At 65.8% G+C, this 23614-nt stretch carries 23 protein-coding genes; 19 read left to right on the top strand and 4 right to left on the bottom strand.

The genetic code is table 11. The features are described 5' to 3' along the window. Positions 1 to 50: 50 nt before the first annotated feature. Together CRJ03_RS13995 and CRJ03_RS13990 are read right to left on the bottom strand one after the other, a co-directional pair. Positions 51 to 377, bottom strand: coding sequence for an AzlD domain-containing protein (locus CRJ03_RS13995; RefSeq protein ID WP_104019490.1), 327 nt, complete (start codon positions 375 to 377; stop codon positions 51 to 53). Continuing rightward, positions 374 to 1093, bottom strand: a complete 720-nt coding sequence (locus CRJ03_RS13990; RefSeq protein WP_104019489.1) for an AzlC family ABC transporter permease — start codon at positions 1091 to 1093, stop codon at positions 374 to 376. The genes CRJ03_RS13995 and CRJ03_RS13990 overlap by 4 nt, the downstream gene beginning before the upstream one ends. A 61-nt stretch (positions 1094 to 1154) precedes the next feature. Between CRJ03_RS13990 and CRJ03_RS13985 the strand changes: the two genes are divergently transcribed. From CRJ03_RS13985 to CRJ03_RS20480, 5 genes are read left to right on the top strand one after another with little or no spacing between them, the layout of a single operon-like run. Further along, the gene (locus CRJ03_RS13985) at positions 1155 to 2039 is read left to right on the top strand and encodes a formate dehydrogenase accessory sulfurtransferase FdhD (RefSeq protein ID WP_240611679.1); all 885 of its coding nucleotides are present in this window, start codon (positions 1155 to 1157) and stop codon (positions 2037 to 2039) included. Next, a complete protein-coding gene (mobA, locus tag CRJ03_RS13980; RefSeq protein ID WP_104019488.1) occupies positions 2036 to 2668 on the top strand; it encodes a molybdenum cofactor guanylyltransferase MobA in 633 nt (210 codons plus the stop codon). Before CRJ03_RS13985 ends, mobA begins: the two co-directional genes overlap by 4 nt. Next, positions 2665 to 3156, top strand: a complete 492-nt coding sequence (gene mobB / locus CRJ03_RS13975) for a molybdopterin-guanine dinucleotide biosynthesis protein B (protein WP_104019487.1) — start codon at positions 2665 to 2667, stop codon at positions 3154 to 3156. Before mobA ends, mobB begins: the two co-directional genes overlap by 4 nt. Further along, positions 3153 to 5276 (top strand): molybdopterin-binding protein, encoded by a 2124-nt coding sequence (locus tag CRJ03_RS13970; RefSeq protein WP_104019486.1) that lies wholly within the window; start codon positions 3153 to 3155, stop codon positions 5274 to 5276. The genes mobB and CRJ03_RS13970 overlap by 4 nt, the downstream gene beginning before the upstream one ends. Next, the gene (locus tag CRJ03_RS20480; protein ID WP_276308236.1) at positions 5273 to 5398 is read left to right on the top strand and encodes a hypothetical protein; all 126 of its coding nucleotides are present in this window, start codon (positions 5273 to 5275) and stop codon (positions 5396 to 5398) included. The genes CRJ03_RS13970 and CRJ03_RS20480 overlap by 4 nt, the downstream gene beginning before the upstream one ends. A 107-nt stretch (positions 5399 to 5505) precedes the next feature. On the opposite strand, the gene CRJ03_RS13965 is transcribed toward CRJ03_RS20480, so the two are convergent. Beyond that, complete coding sequence (locus tag CRJ03_RS13965; RefSeq protein ID WP_104019485.1) at positions 5506 to 6276, bottom strand: DeoR/GlpR family DNA-binding transcription regulator; 771 nt, start codon at positions 6274 to 6276, stop codon at positions 5506 to 5508. Positions 6277 to 6448: 172 nt separating this feature from the next. Between CRJ03_RS13965 and glpD the strand changes: the two genes are divergently transcribed. The 10 genes from glpD to CRJ03_RS13915 all read left to right on the top strand — a co-directional run bounded on the left by glpD (position 6449) and on the right by CRJ03_RS13915 (position 17202). Further along, entirely contained in the window at positions 6449 to 8062 is a 1614-nt protein-coding gene (gene glpD / locus CRJ03_RS13960) for a glycerol-3-phosphate dehydrogenase (RefSeq protein WP_104019636.1), read from the top strand. Next, a complete protein-coding gene (locus CRJ03_RS13955; RefSeq protein ID WP_104019484.1) occupies positions 8059 to 9147 on the top strand; it encodes an ABC transporter ATP-binding protein in 1089 nt (362 codons plus the stop codon). Before glpD ends, CRJ03_RS13955 begins: the two co-directional genes overlap by 4 nt. A 12-nt stretch (positions 9148 to 9159) precedes the next feature. Continuing rightward, positions 9160 to 10248, top strand: coding sequence for an ABC transporter ATP-binding protein (locus CRJ03_RS13950; RefSeq protein ID WP_104019483.1), 1089 nt, complete (start codon positions 9160 to 9162; stop codon positions 10246 to 10248). Beyond that, the gene (locus CRJ03_RS13945) at positions 10248 to 11120 is read left to right on the top strand and encodes a carbohydrate ABC transporter permease (protein ID WP_104019482.1); all 873 of its coding nucleotides are present in this window, start codon (positions 10248 to 10250) and stop codon (positions 11118 to 11120) included. Before CRJ03_RS13950 ends, CRJ03_RS13945 begins: the two co-directional genes overlap by 1 nt. After that, positions 11120 to 11926, top strand: coding sequence for a carbohydrate ABC transporter permease (locus tag CRJ03_RS13940; RefSeq protein ID WP_104019481.1), 807 nt, complete (start codon positions 11120 to 11122; stop codon positions 11924 to 11926). Before CRJ03_RS13945 ends, CRJ03_RS13940 begins: the two co-directional genes overlap by 1 nt. 90 nt (positions 11927 to 12016) lie before the next feature. Continuing rightward, a complete protein-coding gene (locus tag CRJ03_RS13935; protein WP_104019480.1) occupies positions 12017 to 12313 on the top strand; it encodes a GIY-YIG nuclease family protein in 297 nt (98 codons plus the stop codon). Positions 12314 to 12404: 91 nt separating this feature from the next. Continuing rightward, complete coding sequence (locus tag CRJ03_RS13930; protein WP_104019479.1) at positions 12405 to 12677, top strand: DUF2160 domain-containing protein; 273 nt, start codon at positions 12405 to 12407, stop codon at positions 12675 to 12677. Between the two features lie 43 nt (positions 12678 to 12720). Next, on the top strand, positions 12721 to 14439 hold the full coding sequence (locus CRJ03_RS13925) for an ABC transporter substrate-binding protein (protein ID WP_104019478.1): 1719 nt from the start codon (positions 12721 to 12723) through the stop codon (positions 14437 to 14439). Between the two features lie 75 nt (positions 14440 to 14514). Next, a complete protein-coding gene (gene glpK / locus CRJ03_RS13920; RefSeq protein ID WP_104019477.1) occupies positions 14515 to 16044 on the top strand; it encodes a glycerol kinase GlpK in 1530 nt (509 codons plus the stop codon). 78 nt (positions 16045 to 16122) lie between these two features. Beyond that, positions 16123 to 17202 (top strand): glycosyltransferase, encoded by a 1080-nt coding sequence (locus CRJ03_RS13915; protein ID WP_104019476.1) that lies wholly within the window; start codon positions 16123 to 16125, stop codon positions 17200 to 17202. A gap of 9 nt (positions 17203 to 17211) precedes the next feature. On the opposite strand, the gene CRJ03_RS13910 is transcribed toward CRJ03_RS13915, so the two are convergent. Beyond that, entirely contained in the window at positions 17212 to 18258 is a 1047-nt protein-coding gene (locus tag CRJ03_RS13910) for a DMT family transporter (protein ID WP_104019475.1), read from the bottom strand. A gap of 240 nt (positions 18259 to 18498) precedes the next feature. Between CRJ03_RS13910 and CRJ03_RS13905 the strand changes: the two genes are divergently transcribed. From CRJ03_RS13905 to CRJ03_RS13890, 4 genes are all read left to right on the top strand, one after another. Then, positions 18499 to 19377, top strand: a complete 879-nt coding sequence (locus CRJ03_RS13905; protein WP_104019474.1) for a class I SAM-dependent methyltransferase — start codon at positions 18499 to 18501, stop codon at positions 19375 to 19377. 141 nt (positions 19378 to 19518) lie between these two features. Further along, the gene (locus tag CRJ03_RS13900; protein WP_104019473.1) at positions 19519 to 20325 is read left to right on the top strand and encodes a hypothetical protein; all 807 of its coding nucleotides are present in this window, start codon (positions 19519 to 19521) and stop codon (positions 20323 to 20325) included. A gap of 524 nt (positions 20326 to 20849) precedes the next feature. Further along, entirely contained in the window at positions 20850 to 22745 is a 1896-nt protein-coding gene (locus CRJ03_RS13895; protein WP_240611678.1) for a multicopper oxidase family protein, read from the top strand. A 41-nt stretch (positions 22746 to 22786) separates the two neighbouring features. After that, entirely contained in the window at positions 22787 to 23575 is a 789-nt protein-coding gene (locus CRJ03_RS13890; RefSeq protein ID WP_104019472.1) for an SCO family protein, read from the top strand. Positions 23576 to 23614 lie beyond the last annotated feature (39 nt).

The following is a 23614-nucleotide window of genomic DNA, read 5'->3' as shown; positions in this document are numbered from 1 at the left end:
GCGCTTGATACATAAGACCGAGTATTTTCACCAAAGAGAAGCCGGGGCCGTCAGCCCAGAAGGGCGAGACCTGCAAAAAGCGTGAGCGCGCCGGCCGAGATGGCGAGGATCACGTTGCGCATGAAATATCCGATGGAGAGGGTGACGAGCGCGGCGGCCATGCGCGGGGCGTCGAGCGTGCCGCCGGTGGCTGCGGGCCAGACAACCAGCGGCGCGACCAGCCCCGGCAGCACCGCCACCGCCGTGTAACGCAGGTGCCGCAGCAGCCAGGCGGGCAACGGGCGGTCGCCTATGAGCCCGAGAAAGACGAAGCGCAGCCCGAACGTTCCGAGGCCGAGCGCGGCGATGAAGAGCCACAGGGCGGGTCCTTCGATCATGTCCGGCCCTCCTTGCGGCGTTCGAGCATGACCTCGGCCTGCGCGCCCGCCATCATGCCCGCGATCCCCGCCAGCAGCAGCCCGAGGTTGTAGGGCAGCCACGCCAGCGCCAGCGCCAGCGTCACCGACACCAGCGCCGCCACCATGTGGGCGGGGGTGCGCAGCATCGGACCGATCATCGCGAGAAAGGTGATGGGCAGCGCGAAATCGAGCGGCAGCCCCGTGGGCACCGCGTTGCCAACCAGTGCGCCGACGAGGGTGAACACGTACCAAAGCGGGCAGATCGGCGTGACAACGCCAAAGAAATAGGCCAGGCGCGCGGGCACCGACCAGTGCGGCTCCTGCTCGAACTTCACCACCGCGCAGGCATAGCTCTGGTCGACGGTGAAATAGGCCGCGATCGCGCGCTGCCACAGCGGCGCCGCCCCGAGCCACGGGGTCAGCGAGGCCGAGTACATCGCCATGCGCAGGTTGACCGCCAGTGCCGAGACGAGCGCGATGAGCGTCGGCGCGTTGTCGGTAAGCAGTTGCAGCGCCGCGAACTGCGCCGCGCCCGCGATCACCAGCACGGAAAACGCCATCGTTTCCGCGATGTGCAGTCCCGCCTCGGTACCGACCACGCCGAACAGCATCGAGAACGGCACGATCACGAGGATGAAGGGCGCGCCATCGCGCACGCCTTGCCAATAGGGCGAATTGGTGCTTTGGCTGGACACTGTCGGGGGCGCTCCGGGATGGTTGCGCCCTTGGCCTATCGGATGCGGGGAGGAGATTCAATTGACCGCTCAAAGCGATATTCCGGACTATCTCATCGCGCCCGATCCCGGTGCGGCGCGGCTCACCCGCGCGGTCGAGGGGGTGGATCACGAGGGAAATCCCGCGCACATCTCGGTGGTCGAGGAACGGCCCCTGACGATCTTTCTCAACGGTCAGGAAATCGTGACGGCGATGACCATCGGGGATTACCCCGAGTATCTCGCGCTCGGCTTCCTGCGCAATCAGGGGATGCTGGCGCCGGATGAGGTGGTGCGCGGTGTAGACTACGATGACGATCTGGAAACGGTGGTGGTGCGAACCGACGGACAGACGTCCTACGAGGAAAAGCTGAAAAAGAAGACCCGCACCAGTGGCTGTGCCGTGGGCACGGTCTTCGGCGACATGATGGAGGGGCTGGAGGAGGTGCGTCTGCCGCAGGTGGAGGTGCGCACATCGGACCTTTACGCGCTGGCCGCCAAGATCAACCGCACCCCGTCGCTCTATCTTGAGGCAGGGGCGATCCACGGCACGGTGCTGTGCCAGGGTTCGCGCCCGCTCGTCTACATGGAGGATGTCGGCCGCCACAACGCGGTGGACAAGATCGCCGGCTGGATGTTCTCCGAAGGCGTGCGCCCGGACGACAAGACGCTCTACACCACCGGGCGACTGACCTCGGAGATGGTGATCAAGACCGCGCTGATGGGCATTCCGGTGCTGGCATCGCGCTCGGGCTTCACCGCCTGGGGGGTGGAAATCGCGCGCGAGGTGGGGCTCACGCTGATTGGCCGGATGCGCGGGCGGCGGTTTGTCTGCCTGAGCGGGGAAGACCGGGTCCTGCGCGACGCCGACCCCGCGAGCGTGGCCGAGGAAAGCCCGAAGCATCGCCGCAAGAGCGCCCAACGATGAGCGCTCCGCCCGGCGTGATCCTCGCGGGCGGGCAGGCCACGCGGATGGGCGGTGGCGACAAGGGACTGCTGCCGCTTGGCGAGGCGACGATTCTCGACCATGTCCTCGACCGGCTTGCACCGCAGGCGGGTGCGCTGGCACTCAACGCCAATGGCGATGCAACACGGTTCGCACGGTTCGGCCTTCCGGTTCTGCCTGACCCGGTCGAGGGTTTTCCCGGGCCGCTTGCGGGGGTGCTTGCCGGGCTCGACTGGGCAGCGGGCAATGGGGCTGAGGCCATCGTGACTGTGGCCGCCGACACGCCGTTCTTTCCCCGTGACCTCGTGGCGCGCTTCCAATCGGCGGCGGAGGGAATGAATCACCCGTTGGTGCTGGCAGCCACGCCGCGCGGCGCGGAAGAGACCAAATCCATGAGCCGCGGCGGGCAGGTGCGCCACCCCACCTTCGGCCTCTGGCCCGTGGCGCTGCGCGACGATCTGCGCGCCGCTCTGGAGGGTGGTCTGCGCAAGGTCGTGCTCTGGACCGACAAGCATGGCGGGCGCGAGGCGCTGTTCGAGGATCCGGACGCCTTTTTCAACGTCAACACGCCCGGGGACCTGGACCTCGCGCAGAGGAGGGCAGGGGCATGAGGCTCTACGGTGTCACCGGCTGGAAAAATGCAGGGAAAACCGGGCTGATGGAGCGGCTGGTGACCGAGATCACCGCGCGGGGCTACTCGGTCTCGACGATCAAGCACGCACATCACAGCTTTGACGTCGATCACCCGGGCAAGGACAGCCACCGCCACCGGGTCGCGGGGGCGACCGAGGTGCTGCTGGCCTCGCGCAACCGCTTTGCGCTGATGCACGAGATGCGCGGTGAGGGCGAGCCCGCGCTGGAGGCGCTGTTGCAAAAGCTGAGCCCCGTCGATCTGGTGCTGATCGAGGGCTACAAGCGCGACCGCCACCCCAAGGTCGAGGCGTTCCGCGCCGAAACGGGCAACGCGATGATCGCCACGGATGATCCGACGATCCGCGCGGTGGCGAGCGACGTGCCTCTCGATCTGGACCGGCCGGTGTTCGATCTGGACGATACGGGGGGTATCGCGGATTTCATTCTCGCAGAGGTGGGGCTTTGACGGGATTCGACACTGTCCTGGTGGTGGATTGGTCGGCGGCGAGCACGCGCGCTCCCGAAAAACCCTCCAAGGATGCCATATGGATGGGGCTCGTTAGGGAGGGTGAGCCGCAGGCGCCGATCTATTGCCGCAGCCGGATCGAGGCGGAGGCCCGCATCGCCGCGATGTTCAGGCAGGAGATGGAGGCCGGACGGCGAGTGCTGGCCGCCTTCGATTTTCCCTTCGGCTATCCGCGCGGCTTTGCGCGGCGGATCACCGGATCGGATGACCCCTTGCTGCTATGGGACTGGCTTGCCGCGCGGATCGAGGATTCCGAGCGAGGCGCGAATAATCGCTTCGAAGTGGCCGAGGAGATGAACGCAGCCTTTGACGGCCCCGGCCCGCTCTGGGGCAAGACGCATTGGGACCGCTGGCCGGGTATTCCCTATGACAAGAAGGGTATCCTTTACGGAGAGGTGCCGGAGAAGCGGACCTGCGACTGCATCGCGCGCACGTCTAGCAGTTGCTTTCAACTCTGCTACAATCCCACCGTTGGCAGTCAGGTGCTGATGGGGGTGCCGATGCTGTCGCGCCTACGGCGGATGGAGGGGGTCGCCGTCTGGCCGTTCGAGGACTGGCGGGATGCGCGCGTCGTGCTGGCTGAAATCTGGCCGGGCATCATCAACGGGGCCGTTAAGCGCGCCGAGGCGGCCGGGGGCATTCGCGACGCCCATCAGGTGCGCTTGCTGTCTCGCGCCCTTTCTCGGTTGCCCGCGTCCCGGCTTGACCGCATGATGACGGACCTGCCGCCCGAGGCTGCAGAGGAAGCGTGGGTGCTGGGAACCGGACATGAAGAGGACCTGATGGCCGCCTGCGACGACCCCCTGAAACCGCCCCCCTTGCGCGACGATTGTTTCGCACTGCCTGCGGGCGTGGACTGGACGCCGGTGGATGACGCCTTGGCGATGCTGCGCGACCGGCTGCGCGCCGTGGTGGGGCAGGAGCGGTTGCCGCTCGGCGACGCGGCGGGGCGGGTGCTGGCGGCCCCGGTGGTGGCGCGGCGCGCCAACCCGCCGGAGGCGAACACGGCGGTGGATGGCTATGGGTTCGCCCATGCGTCGCTCAGCGAGGGCGATCAGGTGTTGCCGCTGGTGGAGGGGCGCGCAGCGGCCGGGATGCCCTATCGGGGCGCCGTGCCGCCAGGTCATGCCGTGCGGGTGCTGACCGGCGCGGCGCTGCCAGAGGGCGTCGATACGGTGGTATTGCAGGAGGACGTGACACTCGGGCAGGGGCGCATCGCCTTTCGCGGGGGGCTAAAGCCGGGCGCGAACACGCGGCGCGCCGGTGAGGATGTCGAGGCGGACGCGACCGTGCTGGAGGCGGGGCGCGTTCTGACCCCTGCCGATCTGGCGCTTTGTGCCGCCGTGGGGCTGGCTGGCCTCCCTGTTTTCAAGCGGTTGCGCGTGGCGGTGATCTCCACCGGGGATGAGCTGGTCGAGCCGGGAGAGGCGGCGCGCGCGGGGCAGATTTACGACGCCAACCGGCCCATGCTGGCAGCACTTGTGCGGCAGGCGGGATACGATCTCGTCGATCTCGGGCGGGTGGCCGACGACCGTGCCGCCCTGCGCGCGGCGATGGACCGGGGCGCGGCGGAGGCGGATGTGATCCTGACCTCGGGCGGCGCGTCCTCGGGTGACGAGGATCACGTCTCGGCGCTGTTGAACGAGGCAGGGGCGATGGCGGAATGGCGGATCGCGCTCAAGCCGGGGCGGCCGCTGGCGCTCGGGATGTGGGCTGGCGTGCCGGTTTTCGGCCTGCCGGGCAACCCGGTTGCGGCGTTGGTGTGCACGCTGGTCTTCGCGCGGCCTGCCATGGCGGTGCTCTCGGGGGCCGGTTGGCGCGCGCCGCAGGGCTTCGACGTGCCCGCTGCGTTCGAGAAGCGCAAGAAACCGGGGCGTCGGGAATACCTGCGCGCCCGCATCCGCGACGGCCGCGCCGAGGTGTTCAAGTCCGAGGGTTCGGGACGCATAAGCGGGTTGAGCTGGGCCGAGGGGCTGGTCGAACTGCCCGACTGCGCGGCGGACATCCACCCCGGCGACCCGGTGCGCTACATCCCGTTCGGCAGTTTTTCAGGCGCATGAAACGCCCCCTCATCCTCGGCGCGCAGCGCCCGAACCTTGCGGTTCAGCGTGCGAATCGTGCGGTTGAGGCAGAGCTTGCCGCCGCGGGGCTGTGCCACTCCATCGGCCGCCCGACCGCCTGATTCAGGTCGCTCTCCGGTCAGCCTGGCCGTCGGCGCGGGCAGGCCGTTCCTCCTGTTCGGAGATGGACGACTCTCGCCGAGTATTTGGACCAAGAAGACGCAGTGGGTCAGTCGCGGGGCGGGCAGACATGGACATGGGTGTCCCATGTTGCGCAGGCCTCGGCGAGGGCAGAAGGCAGCCGCAGGTCGGTGAAGACGTGATCGACATCGCGGATCGAGCCGATGCGCACCGGCGCGCTGCGCTGGAATTTCGAGTGGTCGGCCACGAGCATTACCTCGCGCGAACGTTTCAGAAGGGTCTGGCCGACGAGCACCTCCTGGATGTCGAAATCGAGCATGTCGCCGTCCTCGTCGAGGGCCGAGCAGCCGAGGATCGCGTGGTCGAACTTGAAATTCTCGATGGCGCGCGCGGTGAGGTGGCCCACGAGCCCATTATCGGAGCGTCGCAGCGCGCCGCCGGCGAGCACGATCTCGCAATCGGGGTTGGCGAGCAGGGTTTGCGCCACGTTCATGTTGTTGGTCACCACCATCAGGTTGCGGTGGTCGAGCAGCGCCTGCGCCACCGCCTCTGTGGTGGTGCCGATGTCGAGAAAGAGCGATGTCGCCTCGGGGATGGCCGCCGCGCAAGCGCGCCCGATCGCCGTCTTGGCCGATTCGTTGAGGCGGCGGCGTTCCTCGTAGAGGATGTTGCTGACGCCCGAGGGCAGGATCGCGCCGCCATGCACGCGTTCGAGCTTGCCGGCGTTGGCAAGCTCGGTGAGGTCGCGGCGGATGGTCTGGACGGTGACGTTAAAGCGTTCGGCGAGGTTCTCGACCATCACCTTTCCCTCGGCGCGGGCGATCTCGAGGATATCGGGCTGGCGAAACGATTGCGACATGGCGGACCTCGCTGGCTGAGTGTTCGATTATGTTCGTTTTTTCGCCCACCGCAAGGGCGCGTGTTGCCTGCGTCGTGGTGTCGGTCAATGTAGTGCTCTGCCAAAAGAGAGCAAAAACGAACATTCGTTATTGACTGAAACGCGCGAATGCTGTTTCGTTTACTTTCATGTGATGGAGGGCATGCGCGTGGAGGAGGCTGACGGCGATATTGTTGATCTGTTCGTCATCGGGGGCGGGATCAACGGCTGTGGTATCGCGCGGGATGCTGCCGGGCGCGGGCTTTCGGTCGAGCTCGCGGAGATGCACGACCTGGCGTCGGCCACGTCCTCGGCATCGACCAAGCTGTTCCACGGCGGGCTGCGTTACCTCGAGTATTTCGAGATACGGCTGGTGCGCGAGGCGCTGATAGAGCGCGAGACGCTGCTCCGGGCGATGCCGCATATAAGCTGGCCGATGCGCTTTGTGCTGCCTTGGCATCGCGACATGCGGTTCGAGGGCGAGACGCCGGTCTCGCGCATTCTGAATGTCGTGATGCCGTGGAAGAGGGGCCGGCGTCCGGCATGGCTGATCCGGCTGGGCCTGTTTCTTTACGATCACCTTGGCGGACGCGAGATATTGCCCGGTACGAAAACGCTCGACCTGACGCAGGGGCCCGAGGGACGGCCGCTCAAGGACAAGTTCACCCGCGCGTTCGAGTATTCCGATTGCTGGATCGAGGACAGCCGCCTCGTCGTGCTCAACGCGCGCGATGCCGAGGCGCGGGGCGCGCGTATCCGGGTGCGCACGCGCGTCGCCGGGGCAGAGCGCCGGGGCGGGCTATGGCATGTCCGGCTGGAGGGCGGCAAGCCCTCAACGGTGCGCGCGCGCGCCATTGTCAATGCCGGGGGGCCGTGGGTGAGCGATGTCATCACCGGCACGCTGCGGCTCAATTCCAGCGAAGGCGTGCGGCTGGTGCGCGGCAGCCACATAGTGACGCGCAAGCTCTATGACCACGACAAGTGCTATTTCTTTCAGGGCGAGGACGGGCGGATCATATTCGCCATTCCCTACGAGGGCGATTTCACCCTCATCGGCACCACCGATGTCGAACACGACGACCCCGACACGGCCCCCGAATGCACCCCCGAGGAAGCGGCCTACCTGTGCCGGTTCGCGAGCGAATATTTTGCGCGACCCGTGACCGAGGCGGATATCGTCTGGAGCTATTCCGGCGTTCGCCCGCTCTACGATGACGGGGCGAAATCTGCCACGGCGGCAACGCGCGACTACGTGCTGTCGCTCGACGAAACCGGAGGCGCGCCGCTCCTGAACGTCTTTGGCGGCAAGATCACCACCTACCGGCGGCTGGCGGAATCGGCGATGGCGCGGCTGGCGCCTCATTTCCCGCGTGCGGGCGCTGCGTGGACTGCGGGGGTGCCGCTGCCGGGCGGGGACTTCGCCGTTGACGGGGTTGGGGCGCTGACCGAAAGTCTGGAGTCGCGGTATCCGTTCCTGGAGGCGGGCCATGCGCCGCGGCTGGTGCGTGCCTATGGAACGGAGGCCGCGCATGTGCTGGGTGACGCGCGCGAGGCCGCCGATCTGGGCCGCGATTTCGGCGCGACGCTGACCGAGGCGGAGGTGCGCTGGCAGATGACGCACGAATATGCACGAGAGGCGGCGGACGTGGTCTGGCGGCGCACGCGGCTCGGGCTGAAGATGACCGAGGATCAGATCGCCGCGCTCGATGACTGGATGCGCGCGGCGCGCGCGCCCGGCGCAGCGGCGAAGGGGAGGGCCAAGGCGTGACGCTGACACTTGAGGGCATATCGAAGGTGGTGGGCGGCGAGGTGCATATCCACCCCACCGATCTGAGCCTTGCGCCCGGCACGATGAACGTGCTGCTAGGGCCCACGCTGGCGGGCAAGACCTCGCTCATGCGCCTGATGGCCGGGCTCGATGCGCCCGCCACGGGGCGCATCCTGTGGCAGGGGCAGGACGTCACGGGGATGCGGGTTCAGGACCGCGCGGTGGCGATGGTCTATCAGCAATTCATCAACTACCCGTCGATGAGCGTCTATGACAACATCGCCTCGCCGCTGCGCCTGCAGGGCAAAGCGGCGGACGAGATCGACCGGGGCGTGCGCGAGACCGCCGAGATGCTCAAGCTCACCCCGATGCTCGACCGCAAGCCGCTGGAACTGTCTGGCGGGCAGCAGCAGCGCTGCGCGTTGGCGCGGGCGCTGGTGAAGGGGGCAGGGCTGGTGCTTCTCGACGAGCCGCTGGCCAATCTCGACTACAAGCTGCGCGAGGAATTGCGCCTCGAGATCCCGCGCATCTTCGAGGAATCCGGTGCGATCTTTGTCTATGCCACGACCGAGCCCGAGGAGGCGCTGCTTCTGGGTGGCAACACCGCGACGCTGTGGGAGGGGCGGATCACGCAGTTCGGGCCGACGGCGGAGGTCTATCGCCAACCCGCGGATGCCACCACGGCGCGGGTATTTTCCGACCCGCCGATGAATTTCCTGAACGTGACCAAGACGGGCGACCGGATCGGATTTGGCGATGCGCAGGAGGTGCCTGCGCTGGGCGCGCTGGCGCGGCTCGGGGACGGGGAGTACGTCGTGGGGTTCCGGCCCAACCATCTGGAAATCGAGCGGTACGGCGAGGAGGTGATGGGTTTTGACACGCGGCTCAGCGTGACCGAGATCACCGGGTCGGAGACTTTTGTGCATCTCGACCATCACGGAGAGCGCTGGGTGGGACTTATCCACGGGGTGCGCGATCTGGAGATCGGCGCTGAACTGCGGGTCTGGCTCGATCCCGCGCATGTTTACGTGTTCGGAACCGATGGCGCGCTGGTCGCGCCCGCGTCCTATGCGCAGGCGGCCTGAGGGGGGGAAGACATGGCAAAGATCACGCTCGACAATCTCGCGCACAGCTATCTGCCCGTGCCCAAGGGCGAAGCGGACTGGGCGCTCAAGGAGCTCAACCATGTCTGGGGCGATGGCGAGGCCTATGCGCTGCTGGGCGCGTCGGGCTGCGGCAAGTCCACGCTGCTCAACATCATCTCGGGGCTGCTGCGCCCGTCGCGGGGGCGCATCCTGTTCAACGATATCGATGTCACCGATCAGCCGACCGCCGCACGCAACATCGCGCAGGTGTTCCAGTTTCCGGTGGTGTACGACACCATGACCGTGCGGGAGAACCTTGCCTTTCCTCTCAGGAACCGGGGCGCGGAGGCGGGCTATATCGCCACGCGCGTGCAGGCCATCGCGGACATGATCGGCATGGAAGCCGAGCTTGACCGCAAGGCGCGGGGGCTGACGGCGGATGCCAAGCAGAAGATCAGCCTCGGGCGCGGGATGGTGCGCGAGGATGTCAACGCGCTGCTGTTCGACGAGCCGCTCACGGTGATCGACCCGCACATGAAATGGGAGCTGCGCACGCAACTGAAGGCGCTGCATCACGAGTTCGGGCACACGATGATCTATGTCACCCACGACCAGACCGAGGCGCTGACCTTTGCCGACAAGGTTGTGGTGATGCATGACGGGCGCGTGGTGCAGGTGGGCACGCCGCAGGCGCTATTCGAGCGGCCCGAGCATACTTTCGTGGGGTATTTCATCGGCAGCCCGGGGATGAACCTTCTTGACGCCGAGGTGGCTGGAAAGGTGGCGCGGGTGGGGGGATTCGAGGTGCCGCTTGGGGCCGAGTATGCCCCGCCGGGAGGCCGGGTGCAGATCGGCGTGCGGCCCGAATTCGTGAACCTCGGTGCAGAGGGGCTGCCGGTCACGGTGACCCGCGTCGAGGACGTGGGCCGCCACCGCATCGCGCGCCTCGATTTCGAGGGCACGGCGCTCAACGCGCTGTTGCCCGAGGGTGCGCCGTTGCCCGCCGGGGACGTGCGGGCACGTTTCGCCCCGGAGGCGATCAACGTCTATTCGGACGACTGGCGCGTGGCGCCGGGGTCTCGCAGCGAGGAGGCCGCGTGATGGAAAAGACCGTCAACCAGAAGGCATGGTTCCTGGTGCTGCCGGTGTTGTTGCTGGTGGCGTTCTCGGCGGTCATCCCGCTGATGACGGTGGTCAACTATTCGGTGCAGGACACGTTCGGCAACAACCAGTTCTTCTGGGCGGGGCTCGACTGGTTCCGGCAGATGCTCGAGGACGAGCGCATGTGGAACGCGCTACGCCGGCAGGTGATCTTTTCCGGCGTGATCCTCGCCATAGAGGTGCCGCTGGGCGTGCTCATTGCGCTCAACATGCCCAAGCGCGGCGTCATGGTCTCGGTCTGCCTGGTGCTGATGTCGCTGCCGCTGCTCATCCCGTGGAACGTGGTGGGGACCATCTGGCAGATATTCGGGCGCGTAGATATCGGGCTTCTGGGGCACACGCTGGCGGCGCTGGGGGTCGATTACAACTACACGCAGGACGCGCTTGACGCCTGGGTGACGCTGATCGTGATGGATGTCTGGCACTGGACATCGCTGGTGGCGTTGCTGGCCTATGCCGGGCTCAAGTCGATCCCGGACGCCTATTATCAGGCTGCGCGCATCGACCAGGCGAGCCGCTGGGCGGTGTTCCGCTATATCGAGCTGCCCAAGATGACGGGGGTGCTGACCATCGCGATCCTGTTGCGCTTCATGGACAGCTTCAAGATCTATACCGAGCCTTTCGTGGTCACCGGGGGCGGCCCCGGCAACGCCACCACCTTGCTGTCCATCGACCTCGTCAAGATGGCGCTGGGGCAGTTCGACCTTGGCCCGGCGGCGGCCTTCTCGATCATGTACTTCCTTGTAATCCTCTTGGTGAGCTGGGTGTTCTACACGGTGATGACCAATCTCGACCAGCAGGGGGGCAAGTGATGAATTTCCGTCCGCGCATCAACCTGGTCATGGTGCTCTACCTGCTATTTCTCATGCTGCCGATCTACTGGCTGCTGAACATGAGCCTCAAGACCAATACCGAGATACTCAACGCTTTCACGCTCTGGCCCGAGACCCTGACGCTCGACAATTACCGCACGATCCTGAGTGATCCGGCGTGGTACATGGGCTATGTCAACTCGATCATCTACGTGACCATGAACACGGTGCTGTCGGTGGCGGTGGCGCTGCCAGCGGCCTATGCCTTTTCGCGTTACAGTTTTCTCGGTGACAAGCACCTGTTCTTTTGGCTGCTGACCAACCGGATGGCGCCGCCCGCGGTATTCGCGCTGCCGTTCTTTCAGCTTTATTCCTCGGTGGGGCTTTTCGACACGCATATCGCGGTGGCGCTGGCGCACACGCTGTTCAACGTGCCGCTGGCGGTGTGGATCCTCGAAGGCTTCATGCGCGGGGTGCCCAAGGAGATCGACGAGACCGCGTATATCGACGGCTATTCCTTCGGGCATTTCTTCGTGAAGATATTCATGCCGCTCATAGCCTCCGGCATCGGCGTGGCGGCGTTCTTCTGCTTCATGTTCTCATGGGTGGAGCTGCTTCTGTCGCGCACGCTGACCACCGTGGACGCCAAGCCCATCGCCGCGATCATGACCCGCACGCAGGGCGCGGCGGGCATTGACTGGGGCGTGCTGGCGGCGGCGGGCGTGCTGACCATCGTGCCGGGGGCGCTCGTGATCTATTTCGTGCGCAACTACATCGCCAAGGGCTTTGCCCTGGGGAGGGTGTGATGGAACGCATCGTTAACCATTCTGATGTCATCCTCGGGCTTGACCCGAGGACCTCGTGGAACGAGCGCCTCGCGAGAACCGGGGCCGCCCATGCCGAAGGACATGTTCGTTTACATCGTCACCAACAAGCCGCGTGGAACGCTCTACATCGGGGTGACAAGCGACCTTGCGAAGAGGGCGTATCAACATCGAACCCACGCCATTCGTGGTTTCACGGACTGTTACAACCTCGAGCGCCTCGTATGGTTCGAGCGCCATGCCGAGCCACGCCATGCGATCCAGCGAGAGAAATCGCTGAAGCGCTGGTATCGCGACTGGAAAATCGCGCTGGTGGAGACGGCGAACCCTCAATGGCGGGATTTGTGGCAGAACATGCGCGGAGCATAGATGATGCTGATCGTCCGGTTGCGGGAGGTCCTCGGGTCAAGCCCGAGGATGACGTCCCTTCGCTCCGCGCGCTGCAGGGGAGGCGTTGAATATGGCATGGATGGCATGGACCTGGCCCACGGCGATCTTCTTCATGGTGATCGCGGGGCTTCTGATCACCTTCACAATCATCGGGGTGAAATACCCCGAAACCCCGCGCAGGGGCATCCTGCGCATCGAGACGACGCGGGGCGACCGGCTTTTCATCACGCTTCTGGGCTCGGCCTTCATCAACCTGGCCTGGCTCGGGCTCGTCGGCGCGAACCAACCCTACGCGCTGATCGTCTGCCTGATCTACGCAGCGGCGGTGTTTCGCTGGGTGTGAGACGGCATAATAACCTGACTGAGAGTTCATAAGGGAGGACAACATGAACTTGCGACTGACAACGACAACGGCGATCGTCTCGCTTGGCCTGATGGCCGGGCAGGCCGCCGCCGACATGGAGGCCGCGCAAGCGTTCCTCGATGACGAGATAGCGGGCCTTTCGGTGCTGAGCCGCGCCGATCAGGAGGCCGAGATGAAATGGTTCATCGACGCGGCCCAGCCCTTCGAGGGGATGGAGATCAAGGTCGTCTCGGAGACCATCGCCACGCATGAATACGAGTCCCAGGTGCTGGCACCCGCGTTTACGGCAATCACCGGCATTCAGGTCACCCACGATCTCATCGGTGAGGGCGACGTGGTGGAAAAGCTGCAGACGCAGATGCAGTCGGGCCAGAACATCTATGATGGCTATGTCAACGACTCCGACCTCATCGGCACCCATTGGCGCTATCAGCAGGCGCGTAACCTGACCGACTGGATGGCGGGCGAGGGTGCGGACGTGACCAATCCGGGGCTCGATATCGACGATTTCATCGGCACCTCCTTTACCACCGGGCCGGATGGCAAGCTCTACCAGCTTCCCGACCAGCAATTCGCCAACCTCTACTGGTTCCGCTACGACTGGTTCAACGACGAGAAGAACCAGGCCGATTTCAAGGCCGAATACGGCTATGACCTCGGTGTGCCGGTGAACTGGTCGGCCTATGAGGACATCGCCGAGTTCTTTACCGGGCGCGACCTGAGCCATCTCGGTGTCGAGGGCGAGGTCTTTGGCAACATGGACTATGGCAAGAAGGATCCCAGCCTTGGCTGGCGCTATACCGATGCGTGGATGTCGATGGCCGGCATGGGAGACGTGGGCGAGCCCAACGGCCTGCCGGTCGATGAATGGGGCATCCGCGTGAACGAGCAGAGCCAACCCACCGGCTCTTGCATGGCGCGCGGTGGCGCGACCAACAGCCCCGCCGCTGTCTACGCGGTGGACAAGGCGATCGAGTGGCTGGAGAAATACTCGCCGCCCTCCGCCGCCGGGATGACCTTCTCCGAGGCCGGGCCGATCCCTGCGCAGGGGAACATCGCGCAGCAGATGTTCTGGTACACCGCCTTCACCGCCGCCACGGTCAAGCCTGACCTGCCGGTGATGAACGAGGACGGCACGCCCAAGTGGCGCATGGCCCCCTCGCCCCACGGTGTCTATTGGAAGGAAGGCCAGAAGATCGGCTACCAGGACGCAGGCTCTTGGACGCTGATGAAATCCACGCCCGTGGACCGCGCCAAGGCCGCGTGGCTCTATGCGCAGTTCGTCACGTCGAAGACCGTCGATCTCAAGAAATCGGATGTGGGCCTGACCTTCATCCGCGAGTCGACGATCAATGCCGACCACTTCACCGAGCGCGCACCGCGGCTTGGCGGTCTGATCGAGTTCTACCGCTCGCCCGCGCGTGTGCAGTGGTCGCCCACGGGGACCAACGTGCCAGACTATCCCAAGCTGGCGCAGCTGTGGTGGCAGAATATCGGTGACGCCATGTCGGGCGCCAAGACCCCGAAAGAGGCGCTCGACGCGCTGTGCTCGGACCAGGAGCGCGTGCTCGAGCGGCTCGAACGGGCGGGGGTGCAGGGCGATATCGGCCCCAAGCTGAACGAGGAGCGCGACCCCGAATACTGGCTGAGCCAGCCGGGCGCGCCATACCCTGCGCTGGAGAACGAGGACGAGAAGCCGGTCACCATCGCCTATGACGAGCTGATCAAGTCCTGGCAGTAAGCGCCACGCTTGCTTAAATGCGCGATCGCCCGGCCCGTTCGGGCGATCGCATCACGACAGAAGGGGCGCGCCGCAATGACCCATATCCTCGCCATCGACCAGGGCACCACGTCGAGCCGCGCGATCCTTTTCGACGCAGGCATGAAGCCCATTACCTCCGCGCAGGAGGAATTTCCGCAACATTACCCCGATTCCGGCTGGGTCGAGCACGACGCGGGTGATCTGTGGTCCACCACAGCCGCCACCTGCCGCGCCGCCATCGAGAAGGCGGGGATCACCGGGGCCGAGGTCGCCGCCATCGGCATCACCAACCAGCGCGAAACCACCGTGGTCTGGGACCGGCACACGGGGCGCGCCATCCACCGCGCCATCGTATGGCAGGACCGCCGCACCGCCGATACCTGTGCGCGCCTGCGCGAAGCGGGGCACGAGGAGATGGTGAGCGCGCGAACCGGCCTGCTGCTCGATCCGTATTTCTCGGGGACCAAGCTGGCGTGGATCCTCGACAACGTTGAGGGCGCGCGGGAGCGCGCGCGGGCGGGCGATCTGCTTTTTGGGACGGTGGACAGCTTTCTCATCTGGAAGCTGACCGGGGGACGTGTCCACGCCACCGATGCCACCAACGCCGCGCGCACGCTGCTCTACGATATCCGCAAGGGGCGATGGAGCCGCACGATCTGTGATCTGCTCGACATCCCGATGGAAATGCTGCCGGAGGTGCGCGACAGCGCCGATGACTATGGCACCACCCGCGCCGATCTCTTCGGGCGCGAGATCCCGATCCTCGGGGTGGCGGGCGATCAGCAGGCGGCCACCGTGGGGCAGGCCTGCTTTCAGCCCGGAATGCTAAAATCCACTTATGGCACGGGATGCTTTGCGCTTTTGAACACGGGCGAGACACCCGTTGTGTCGCAGAACCGCCTGCTTACCACGATCGCCTATCAGCTGGATGGCCAGCCCACCTATGCGCTCGAAGGGTCGATCTTTGTCGCAGGGGCGGTGGTGCAGTGGCTGCGCGACGGGCTCGGCCTCATCCGCGAGGCGCGTGAGACGCAGCCGCTGGCAGAGAAAGCCGATCAGCACCAGGAGGTGGTGCTCGTCCCCGCCTTTACCGGCCTCGGCGCGCCCTATTGGCGGCCCGATTGCCGCGGCGCGATATTCGGCCTGACGCGTGGCACCGGGCCTGCCGAGATGGCGCGCGCCGCGCTGGAAAGCGTGGGCTTCCAGACCCGCGACCTGCTGGAGGCGATGCGCGCGGACTGGGCGGCACAGACCACAGGTGACGGCGCGGCGGAGGTGGCGACCCTCCGGGACATTGAAGTAGCGACCCTCCGGGTCGACGGCGGCATGAGCGCCTCCGACTGGACGATGCAGTTTCTCGCCGACATCCTCGATGCGCCGGTGGATAGGCCCGAGGTGCTCGAGACCACGGCGCTGGGCGCTGCGTGGCTGGCGGGGATGCGCGCGGGGCTCTATCCGGGGCAGGAGGAATTCGCCAAGGGCTGGGCATTGGAGCGCCGGTTCGAGCCGCGGATGGACGCCGAGGCGCGCGCGCGGAAACGTGATGCCTGGGCGCGGGCGATCAAGGCCACGATGAGCTTCTGACAGGTCGTTGGGCCGTTGTGGCCGCGCGCGCGGGGGGCTAGGCTGCGCGTCTCTGCCCGTGCCCGCGAAGGAGCCGCCATGCACGCCCCGATCAGCGTCATCATCCCCGCCCGAAACGAGGCGGAAACCATCGCGCAAGTGGTGGTGACCATGCAGGATCTGCCCTGCGTGGCCGAGGTGGTGGTGATCGACAACGGCTCGACGGATGCCACGGCGGCGCGGGCACAGGCGGCAGGCGCGCGCGTCATTGCAGAGGCGCGGCGCGGCATGGGCAATGCCGTGCGCAGCGGCGTGGCAGCGGCGGCGCATGACTGGGTGATGAAGGTCGATGCCGACCTGGGCCGGTTCGACACCGCGCTCTTTGCGCGCATGGCCGAGGCGCGCGCGCCGGGGGTGGGGCTGGTCAAGGGCGCGTGGAACGATCCGAACGATCCGATGCCGATGACGCGGCTGCTGGTGGCACCCGCGCTGCGGCTGATGTTTCCGGGGCTGGGGGATTTGCGCGCGCCCAACACCGGTATCTACCTGTTCGACCGATCGCGGATCGCGCATGAACGGCTGACCTCGGATTACGCCGTCGATATCGACGTTATGCTGCGCATCCATGCTGCCGGGGCGGAGGTGGCGGAGGTCGATATCGGGCGCATCGTGCACGATACGCGCAACCCGGACCATTACAGCGGTATGGCCCAGGAAATCCTCGCCTTTTTCCTCTCGCGGCAGCCGCTGGGGCTCTTGGACGAGGTGGTGGTGATGGCCGAGACCGAAGCCGGGGCCGTGCACCATGCCGGTGGCGTGATCGCCGAGAAGCTCATTTCCGGGGCGCGGGTGAGTGTGTACTTGCAGGAGGGCGGGGCGGCGCTCGACGCGGTGCTCGGCGGCTTTCCAACCTATCGCCGTGCGCCGCTTGCCGAGGCCGCGCGGCATGTGCCCCACGCCAACGCGGCACGGCTGCGGATCATCCGCGCGGCCGGGATTGGTGGCAGCGCGCCCGTGGGATCGGTGCCGGTGGAGGTCTGGGAGATGCAAGGCGCGGCGGATGTCTCCGTGCCGCTGGAGGCGGGTGCGGCGCTCAAGCGCGCGGCGCTGGAGTGGCTTGGCATGTCTACACAGGTGCCCCCGCACGAGACGTTCCGGATCGTGGATGGCGGGGGCTAGGGCACCCTCTCACGTGCCCTTGAAATTCACTTCGCCCTCGTGCTCCATCGCCCGCGAAAGCGCCGGGGCCGCTGCCGGGCAATCGTCGCGTGCGCGGCGCGACCGCAGCCGCCCGAATTGCCCCAACCCGATGGCCAGCAGGATGATCGCCCCGCCAGGCAGGAGACCCGGCCCCGGGTCCTCGCCAAGCAGCACCATCGCGATCATGATCGCGGCCAGCGGCGAGAAGGAGGTGGCCAGCGACACGTCGCCCGAGCGCGCGTATTTCAGCCCCAGCGCCCAGGCGAACTGCCCGCCGATCACCACGATCAGGGCATAGATCCAGACATATTCCCAAACGAGCGGGTGGAACACGTCCTGAAAATGCATGGGGCCGAAGAGGTAGATCGCGAGGAAGAAGTAGAAGATCGTGCCCACCACCGTGCGGTAAATCGCGTAAATCCCCAGAGGAATGCCGCGCAGCCCGGTGCGCGCCACCAGCGTCGAGGCGATGTACGAGAGCGTCGCCAGCAGCGCGCCGATCTCGCCCTTGCCGAAGCTGAACCCGCCGTCGCTGTTGAGCCACAGCATCAATACCGCGCCAACCAGCGCCACCAGCCCGGCGGCGAACGCCCAGGGCTCGAATTCCTCGCGCAGGATCAGCCACGCCGCCAGCACGAAGAGCGGCGGCTCGATCCGGCCCATGAGCACCACGTTGGTTACCGTGGTGTGCTCTAGCGCGTAGAAGAACAGCCCCGGCGTCAGCGCCGACGACAGGAACGCCGATAGTGTCAGGATCATCCAGTTGAAACGCGTCAGCTTGCGCAGGTTCTCCAGCGTCCATTCGCGCCAGAACATGAAACCCATCGGCACGATCGACATGAGCGAGCCGACGAACAGCAGGTTGCAATAGGTGATGACGTTGCGCCCCATCACCCTGTTCTCCATGCCGATCTCGGCGAGGAGCGAGACGATGGAGTTGCCGGCCGCGAAGATCACGACCGCGACCCACGCGAGCGCCGCGCCCATCATGATCCGCGAATTGTCGGGTATTGCCTGGGTGCTGGCCTGGGCCACTACTGATCCTTATCCTCGTCACTATTGCGCGTCTGCGCCTTGTTCCGACGATGGGGCAGGGCGGTGCCGAGTGCAAATGACTTCGGCGCACGGCGGTTCACGATGCCTCAATCGCCACGCAACATTGTTTCACGGATCGGCTCTTGCCGGCCGCGACGATCACGCCCGCGTGCATTCGCTTGCCTTTCGATGCCGGGGCGCGCAGCTTGGCAGGGAAAAACCGGAGCAGGGAGCGTTCCGATGACCGAAGAGCCGCAGGCAGAAGCCTTTGTCACCATCTTCGACGACACCTATGACCAGCCCGACTGCCGGGCCTATTTCCGGATGATGGATGCGCTGGGCTATCGCAACCAGCACCATGCGACGGCGGCATTCCGGGCCGGGCTCGATGCGGTTGCCCGCGTGCGTGGGCTCGACGCGCCGCGGATGCTGGATTTCGCGTCGAGCTACGGGATCGTGACTCTGCTGATGCGCCACGAGACCACCTTGGCAGAGGTGTTTGCCCGCTACCGCGATCCCGCTTTTGACGGGCTCTCGCCCGGTGACGTGATCGCGCGCGACCGCGAATGGCTCGCACGCCTGCCGCGCCGCACCCCACCGCTGCATGTCACCGGGCTCGACATCATGCCCAATGCCGTGGCTTACGGGCGCGCGGTGGGGTTGTTTGACGAAGGATATGCCGAGGATCTCGAGACCTCTGATCCCTCTGACGGGCTGGCCGCCGCGCTGGGGCAAGTGGACATGATCGTGGAATGCGGCTCGGTGGCGCAGCTCATGCCGCGCGCGCTGGATCGGGTACTCGCGGCCTGCGGGCCGCGCAAGCCGTGGATCATGACCTCGCCCATCCGGGGCAACGAGCGCGCGGCGGCAGCGGAGGTGCTGCGCGCGCATGACATGGTGCAGGAGCAACTGCCGGTGCCGCCCTTCGTGCATCGCCGGTTCGAGGGTCCCGAGGAGCAAGCCCGCGCCATTGCAAACGCGCGCGCCGCGGGCCACCAAACTGACGGTGTCGAGACCAGCGGGCATTTCCACGCACAGGTTCTGCTGGCGCGCCCCGTCGACGAGGCCACTCCGGTCGCCGACTGGTCGCATCCCCTGGCCGTGCCGCCGCTGGACTGAGCCCCTGCTGCGCTTGCCCGGCGGCGGTGCCGCGCGCTATAGTCAAGACGAATTCCTTTGGGACGATTTCCATGAAGTATCGCCGTCTTTCCCGACAGGCCCGCCCCGTACGGACGCTGCCCCGGCCCGGAGGCTGATGCGATGCGCGCGGCGCTTTTGCTCGTGCTGCTGGCGGCGGGGGGGTTCGCCTATGGCGGCTGGGCGCTGTGGGGGGCGGTGTTCGCCACGCGCGCCCCGCCGCCGCCCCCGGTCGAGATCGGCGACGCGCTGGCCGAGGTCGCTCGCAGCGCCGCCCCCGAACCTGATGCGCCCTGGCCCGCGATCTTTGACACCTACGTGCCCGACCCGCCCAAACCCACCTCCGCGCCGCGCCCAAAACAGACTTGGCGCCTCGTGGGGCTGGTCGCCGGCGGAGAGGACGCCTGGGCCATCCTGTCGGGCACGGGCGGAGAGCAGATCGTGCGCAAGGGCGACCGGTTGGGCGTTGCCACGGAAGTGGTGGCGATCGAGGAGGTGGGCGTGCGGCTGCGGCAGGACGGCGAGGAGACCCTCGTCGGGTTCGACAAGACGCCACGCTCGCTGCTGGCCGATCTCATCTCCAACGCGTCCGATGCGCCGCTCGAAGCGGACTTGCCGCTCAGCCTGCTGGCCGGGCGCGACATGCGGCTGGTTCTGGGTCGCGCGGGCAGCGTGCGAATGGTGGCGCCCAACGGCGGGCAGGGCGACCTCGTCCCCGAGATACTCTGGGTGCGTGAGGGGCATATCTATGACCTGATCGGCCTTCGGCGGGGCGACAAGGTGCTGCGCGTCAATGGGCACAACGTGTTCGATCCGGAGCTGTTGGCGAACGCGAAGGACATGCTCGGGCAGGCCGAGGAAGTGTCCGTGGAAATCCTGCGCGCGGGTCAGAGGCGCACGATTCGGGTGCGCGTCACCGGGCGCGGATAGCGCGCGGGTGCTGCCCGTTCGAGCGCGTGTTGAACGGAACGTCCCGCAGTGATCGACAAAAAAATCCCGGGCACAACCAAAGGGGTAGTGGCGGGGGCACGTGCAGATATCGTCAGACCAAGCGATCTTACGTGATATCACGAAAATGTTATCGTTGTTTATCGTAAAAAAATGTGGTCACGTCCGGTGTTAAGCGCGCATCTCGGCGTCGATTAGTTCGACGAGACATTTGTGTACAGCGCGCGAAACCTGAAGAGGAGCGACCGCTCTAAACCCTTTTAAACCAAATTCGCGTGATCACGGTCACGCACGGGCCACACATTACTCACCCTTCCGGCCTGTTTCCCAAGCTCCGGGCTCGCGCCCGATATAAATCTGACGAATGCAAGCGGCGCTGGAGCCGTGCGCATTGGCGTCACGGGGCTTCGGCCCTTCTCGCCCGTGGCATGTCGATGGCACGGGAGGGTGCGCATCTTGCTTGCCCATTTGTGTTTAACAAAGCTTTTTCTGCTGGAGGACAAAGCATGAAACGAAGAGATGCATTGAAGCTTGGCTTCGGTGCGGCTGGTGCGACGGTCGCGGCGACGCAGGCCGGCGCGGTCGAGATCGAACAATGGCCGGACAATGCCGCCGAGGGCCTGACGCAATCGGGCCTCGTGTTCCCTGACACGTTTCAGCCGAGCATCGTCACCGATCCGAGCCCCTTTGTGGAGCCGTTCACGGCCCCGCTCAACATCATGCCGATCGCCGAGCCGGTCGATCCGGATACGCTTGACCCGGCCCCTGAGCCGGCGCGCCATCAGCGCTATGACGATTTCCCGCCGCAGAAATTCTACCAGGAGGTGCTGAGCGAGTTCCGCTGGAAATACCACTGGCAGCCCCCCTATGGCGACGGTACGCCGGATGTCGTGGGCAAGGACGGCGATCCCGATATCGGGTCGTGGCACTGGGGCTTCAACGGCATCACGCCGGGCGAGACCTATCACGCCCGCTACGGCGAGCCGGTGTTCCTGCGCCGCATCAACATGTTGCCGGTGGTGGGGGCGGGCAAGGTGCAGTTCGCACTGCCGTCGCCTACGATCCACTTGCACAATGCGCATACCGCGTCGGAATCTGACGGCATCCCGCAGGACTTTTATAATCCCGGCGAATTCTGGGATCACCATTATGCCAACTTCCCGGCCGGGTCGCCGAACGGGTGGAGCGCCTACAACACCGAGATCATGAATACCCTATGGTATCACGATCACCGGCTCGATTTCACCGCGACCAATGTCTATGCCGGGTTCTCCGGATTCTACCTGCTGTTCGACGAGCGCGACTCCGGTGACGAGCGCGACCGCAACCGCAAGGCGTTCCGCCTGCCCTCGGGCAAGTATGACATTCCGCTGATCCTGCACGACGTGCAGTTCACCGCCGACGGACAGGCGCGGTGGGATTTCTTCCTGCCCGACAACGGCGACCAGCCAAACCCCGAACCGCGCCCTAGCCCGGTCGATGTGGGCAACTTTCAGGGGGCACCAGACACGTTTGACTCGAACCGCCTGCAATACACCACGCAGGGCATGATTGGCGACATGGTGACGGTCAACCGCATCATTACCCCCTATCTCGACGTGGATCGGCGCAAGTATCGCTTCCGTTTCCTCAATGGCGGTCCATCGCGGCTTTATCGTCTGCGCCTGCGCATCGTGCCGGGTGATGGCGGTGATCCCTATTACGACGACTGGATCGTCCTGTCGAACGACGGCAACCTGCTGGAGGCGCCGCTGGTGGAGTCCACGCTGAGCCTGTGGGTGGCCAACCGGTTCGATGTGATCGTGGATTTCTCGAGATACAGCGATGGCGACAAGATCCAGGTCTGGAACGATCTCGAGATCCGCGACGATGGTGCGGGTCCGACCGGCTACATGCTGGACGATGAGAACATGATGCCGGTGATGGAGTTCCGCGCCAAGGGTGAAAAGGTTGACGATCCCTCGCGTATCCCTGCGCGGATGCGCGAATTGCCCGAGATCGACATGTCCGAAGTGCGTCGCGAGCGCCTGTTTGTGTTCGACTACGACAACGGGCTTTGGACGGTGAACGGCCGCCTGATGGATCCCAACCGTGTGGATGCCAAGATCGAGCAGGGCTCTGCCGAGATATGGACGTTCCGCAACGAGGGCAACGCCTGGGCTCACCCCGTGCACACCCATTTCGAAGAGTTCCAGATCCTCGAGATTAACGGACGCCCGCCAAGCGCGGTCGAACGGTCCCGCAAGGACGTGGTCTCGCTTGGACCGGGTGACGAGGTGACTTTCTACAGCCGCTGGCGTGATTTCTTCGGCAAGCACGTGATGCACTGTCACAACGTCGTCCACGAGGACCACGCGATGATGATCCGCTGGGACATCGTCGAACCGGGTCAGGGCGACTGAGCGCGCCGCAACGGAATTCTCTGAACGAGAGAGGAAAAGATATGACCAACAGACGTCAATTCATGGCGAGCCTGCCGGTCGCGGCGGCTGCGGGGGTGACGGCGGGGTTCTACACCACGCCCGGCAACTCGCAGGAACGCGCGGCGGCGGCGGCGGCCGAAGCCCGTGGCCGGCTGCGCGACGCCGCGGCGCAGGCGCATCCCAACGACACGCCGATCCTGTGCAACCCCGTCGAGAGCGGTGGTGTCATCGACCCCAACCTGCGGGATTCGTTTCCCAATGTGATGATGGTCAATCAGGACGGTCTCGGCATGGCCTTCTACGAGGGCTTTGTCGAGAACAAGGTCGTGATGATGCATTTCATGAGCCTTCAGGACGAGGCGCACCTGCCGATCACGCGCCGGATGGCCGATGTCGTGCACGAGCTGGGCGAGAAGGTCGGGCGCGATGTGTTCGTCTACTCTATCACCCGCGACCCCGAGCACGACACGCCCTCGCGGATGGCGGCCTATGCGCGCGAGTTGAACGCGCCCGAGGGCTGGCACTTCCTGACCGGCACGCCGCAGCACTGCGCCGATCTCGCCTTTCGGATGTATCGCATGAGCCATGCGACGCTGCCCGGCAAGCGCAAGGTGGACGTGGTGTTCTACGGCAATGGCCGCGCCGGACTGTGGGGCACCTTCCCGTGGGATATCCGCGCCGATGACGCCGCCGAGCGCGTGGGCTGGGTCATGCCCGGGCGCGCGCCCGAGCCCGATGCCGCGCCGCACCGCGCGGGCCCGCGGGTGTTCGATCTCACGGACCTGCGCAACCACAACCGCGAAGCGTGATTCCGGGCCCCGCCGCGCGGGGCCTGACAAGTCATTTGT

The sequence above is a fragment of the Roseovarius nitratireducens genome (assembly GCF_002925845.1).
Lineage (GTDB): Bacteria > Pseudomonadota > Alphaproteobacteria > Rhodobacterales > Rhodobacteraceae > Roseovarius > Roseovarius nitratireducens.
Note: the sequence above shows the minus strand (reverse complement) of the source record. Positions and strands in the feature narration are given on the sequence as shown.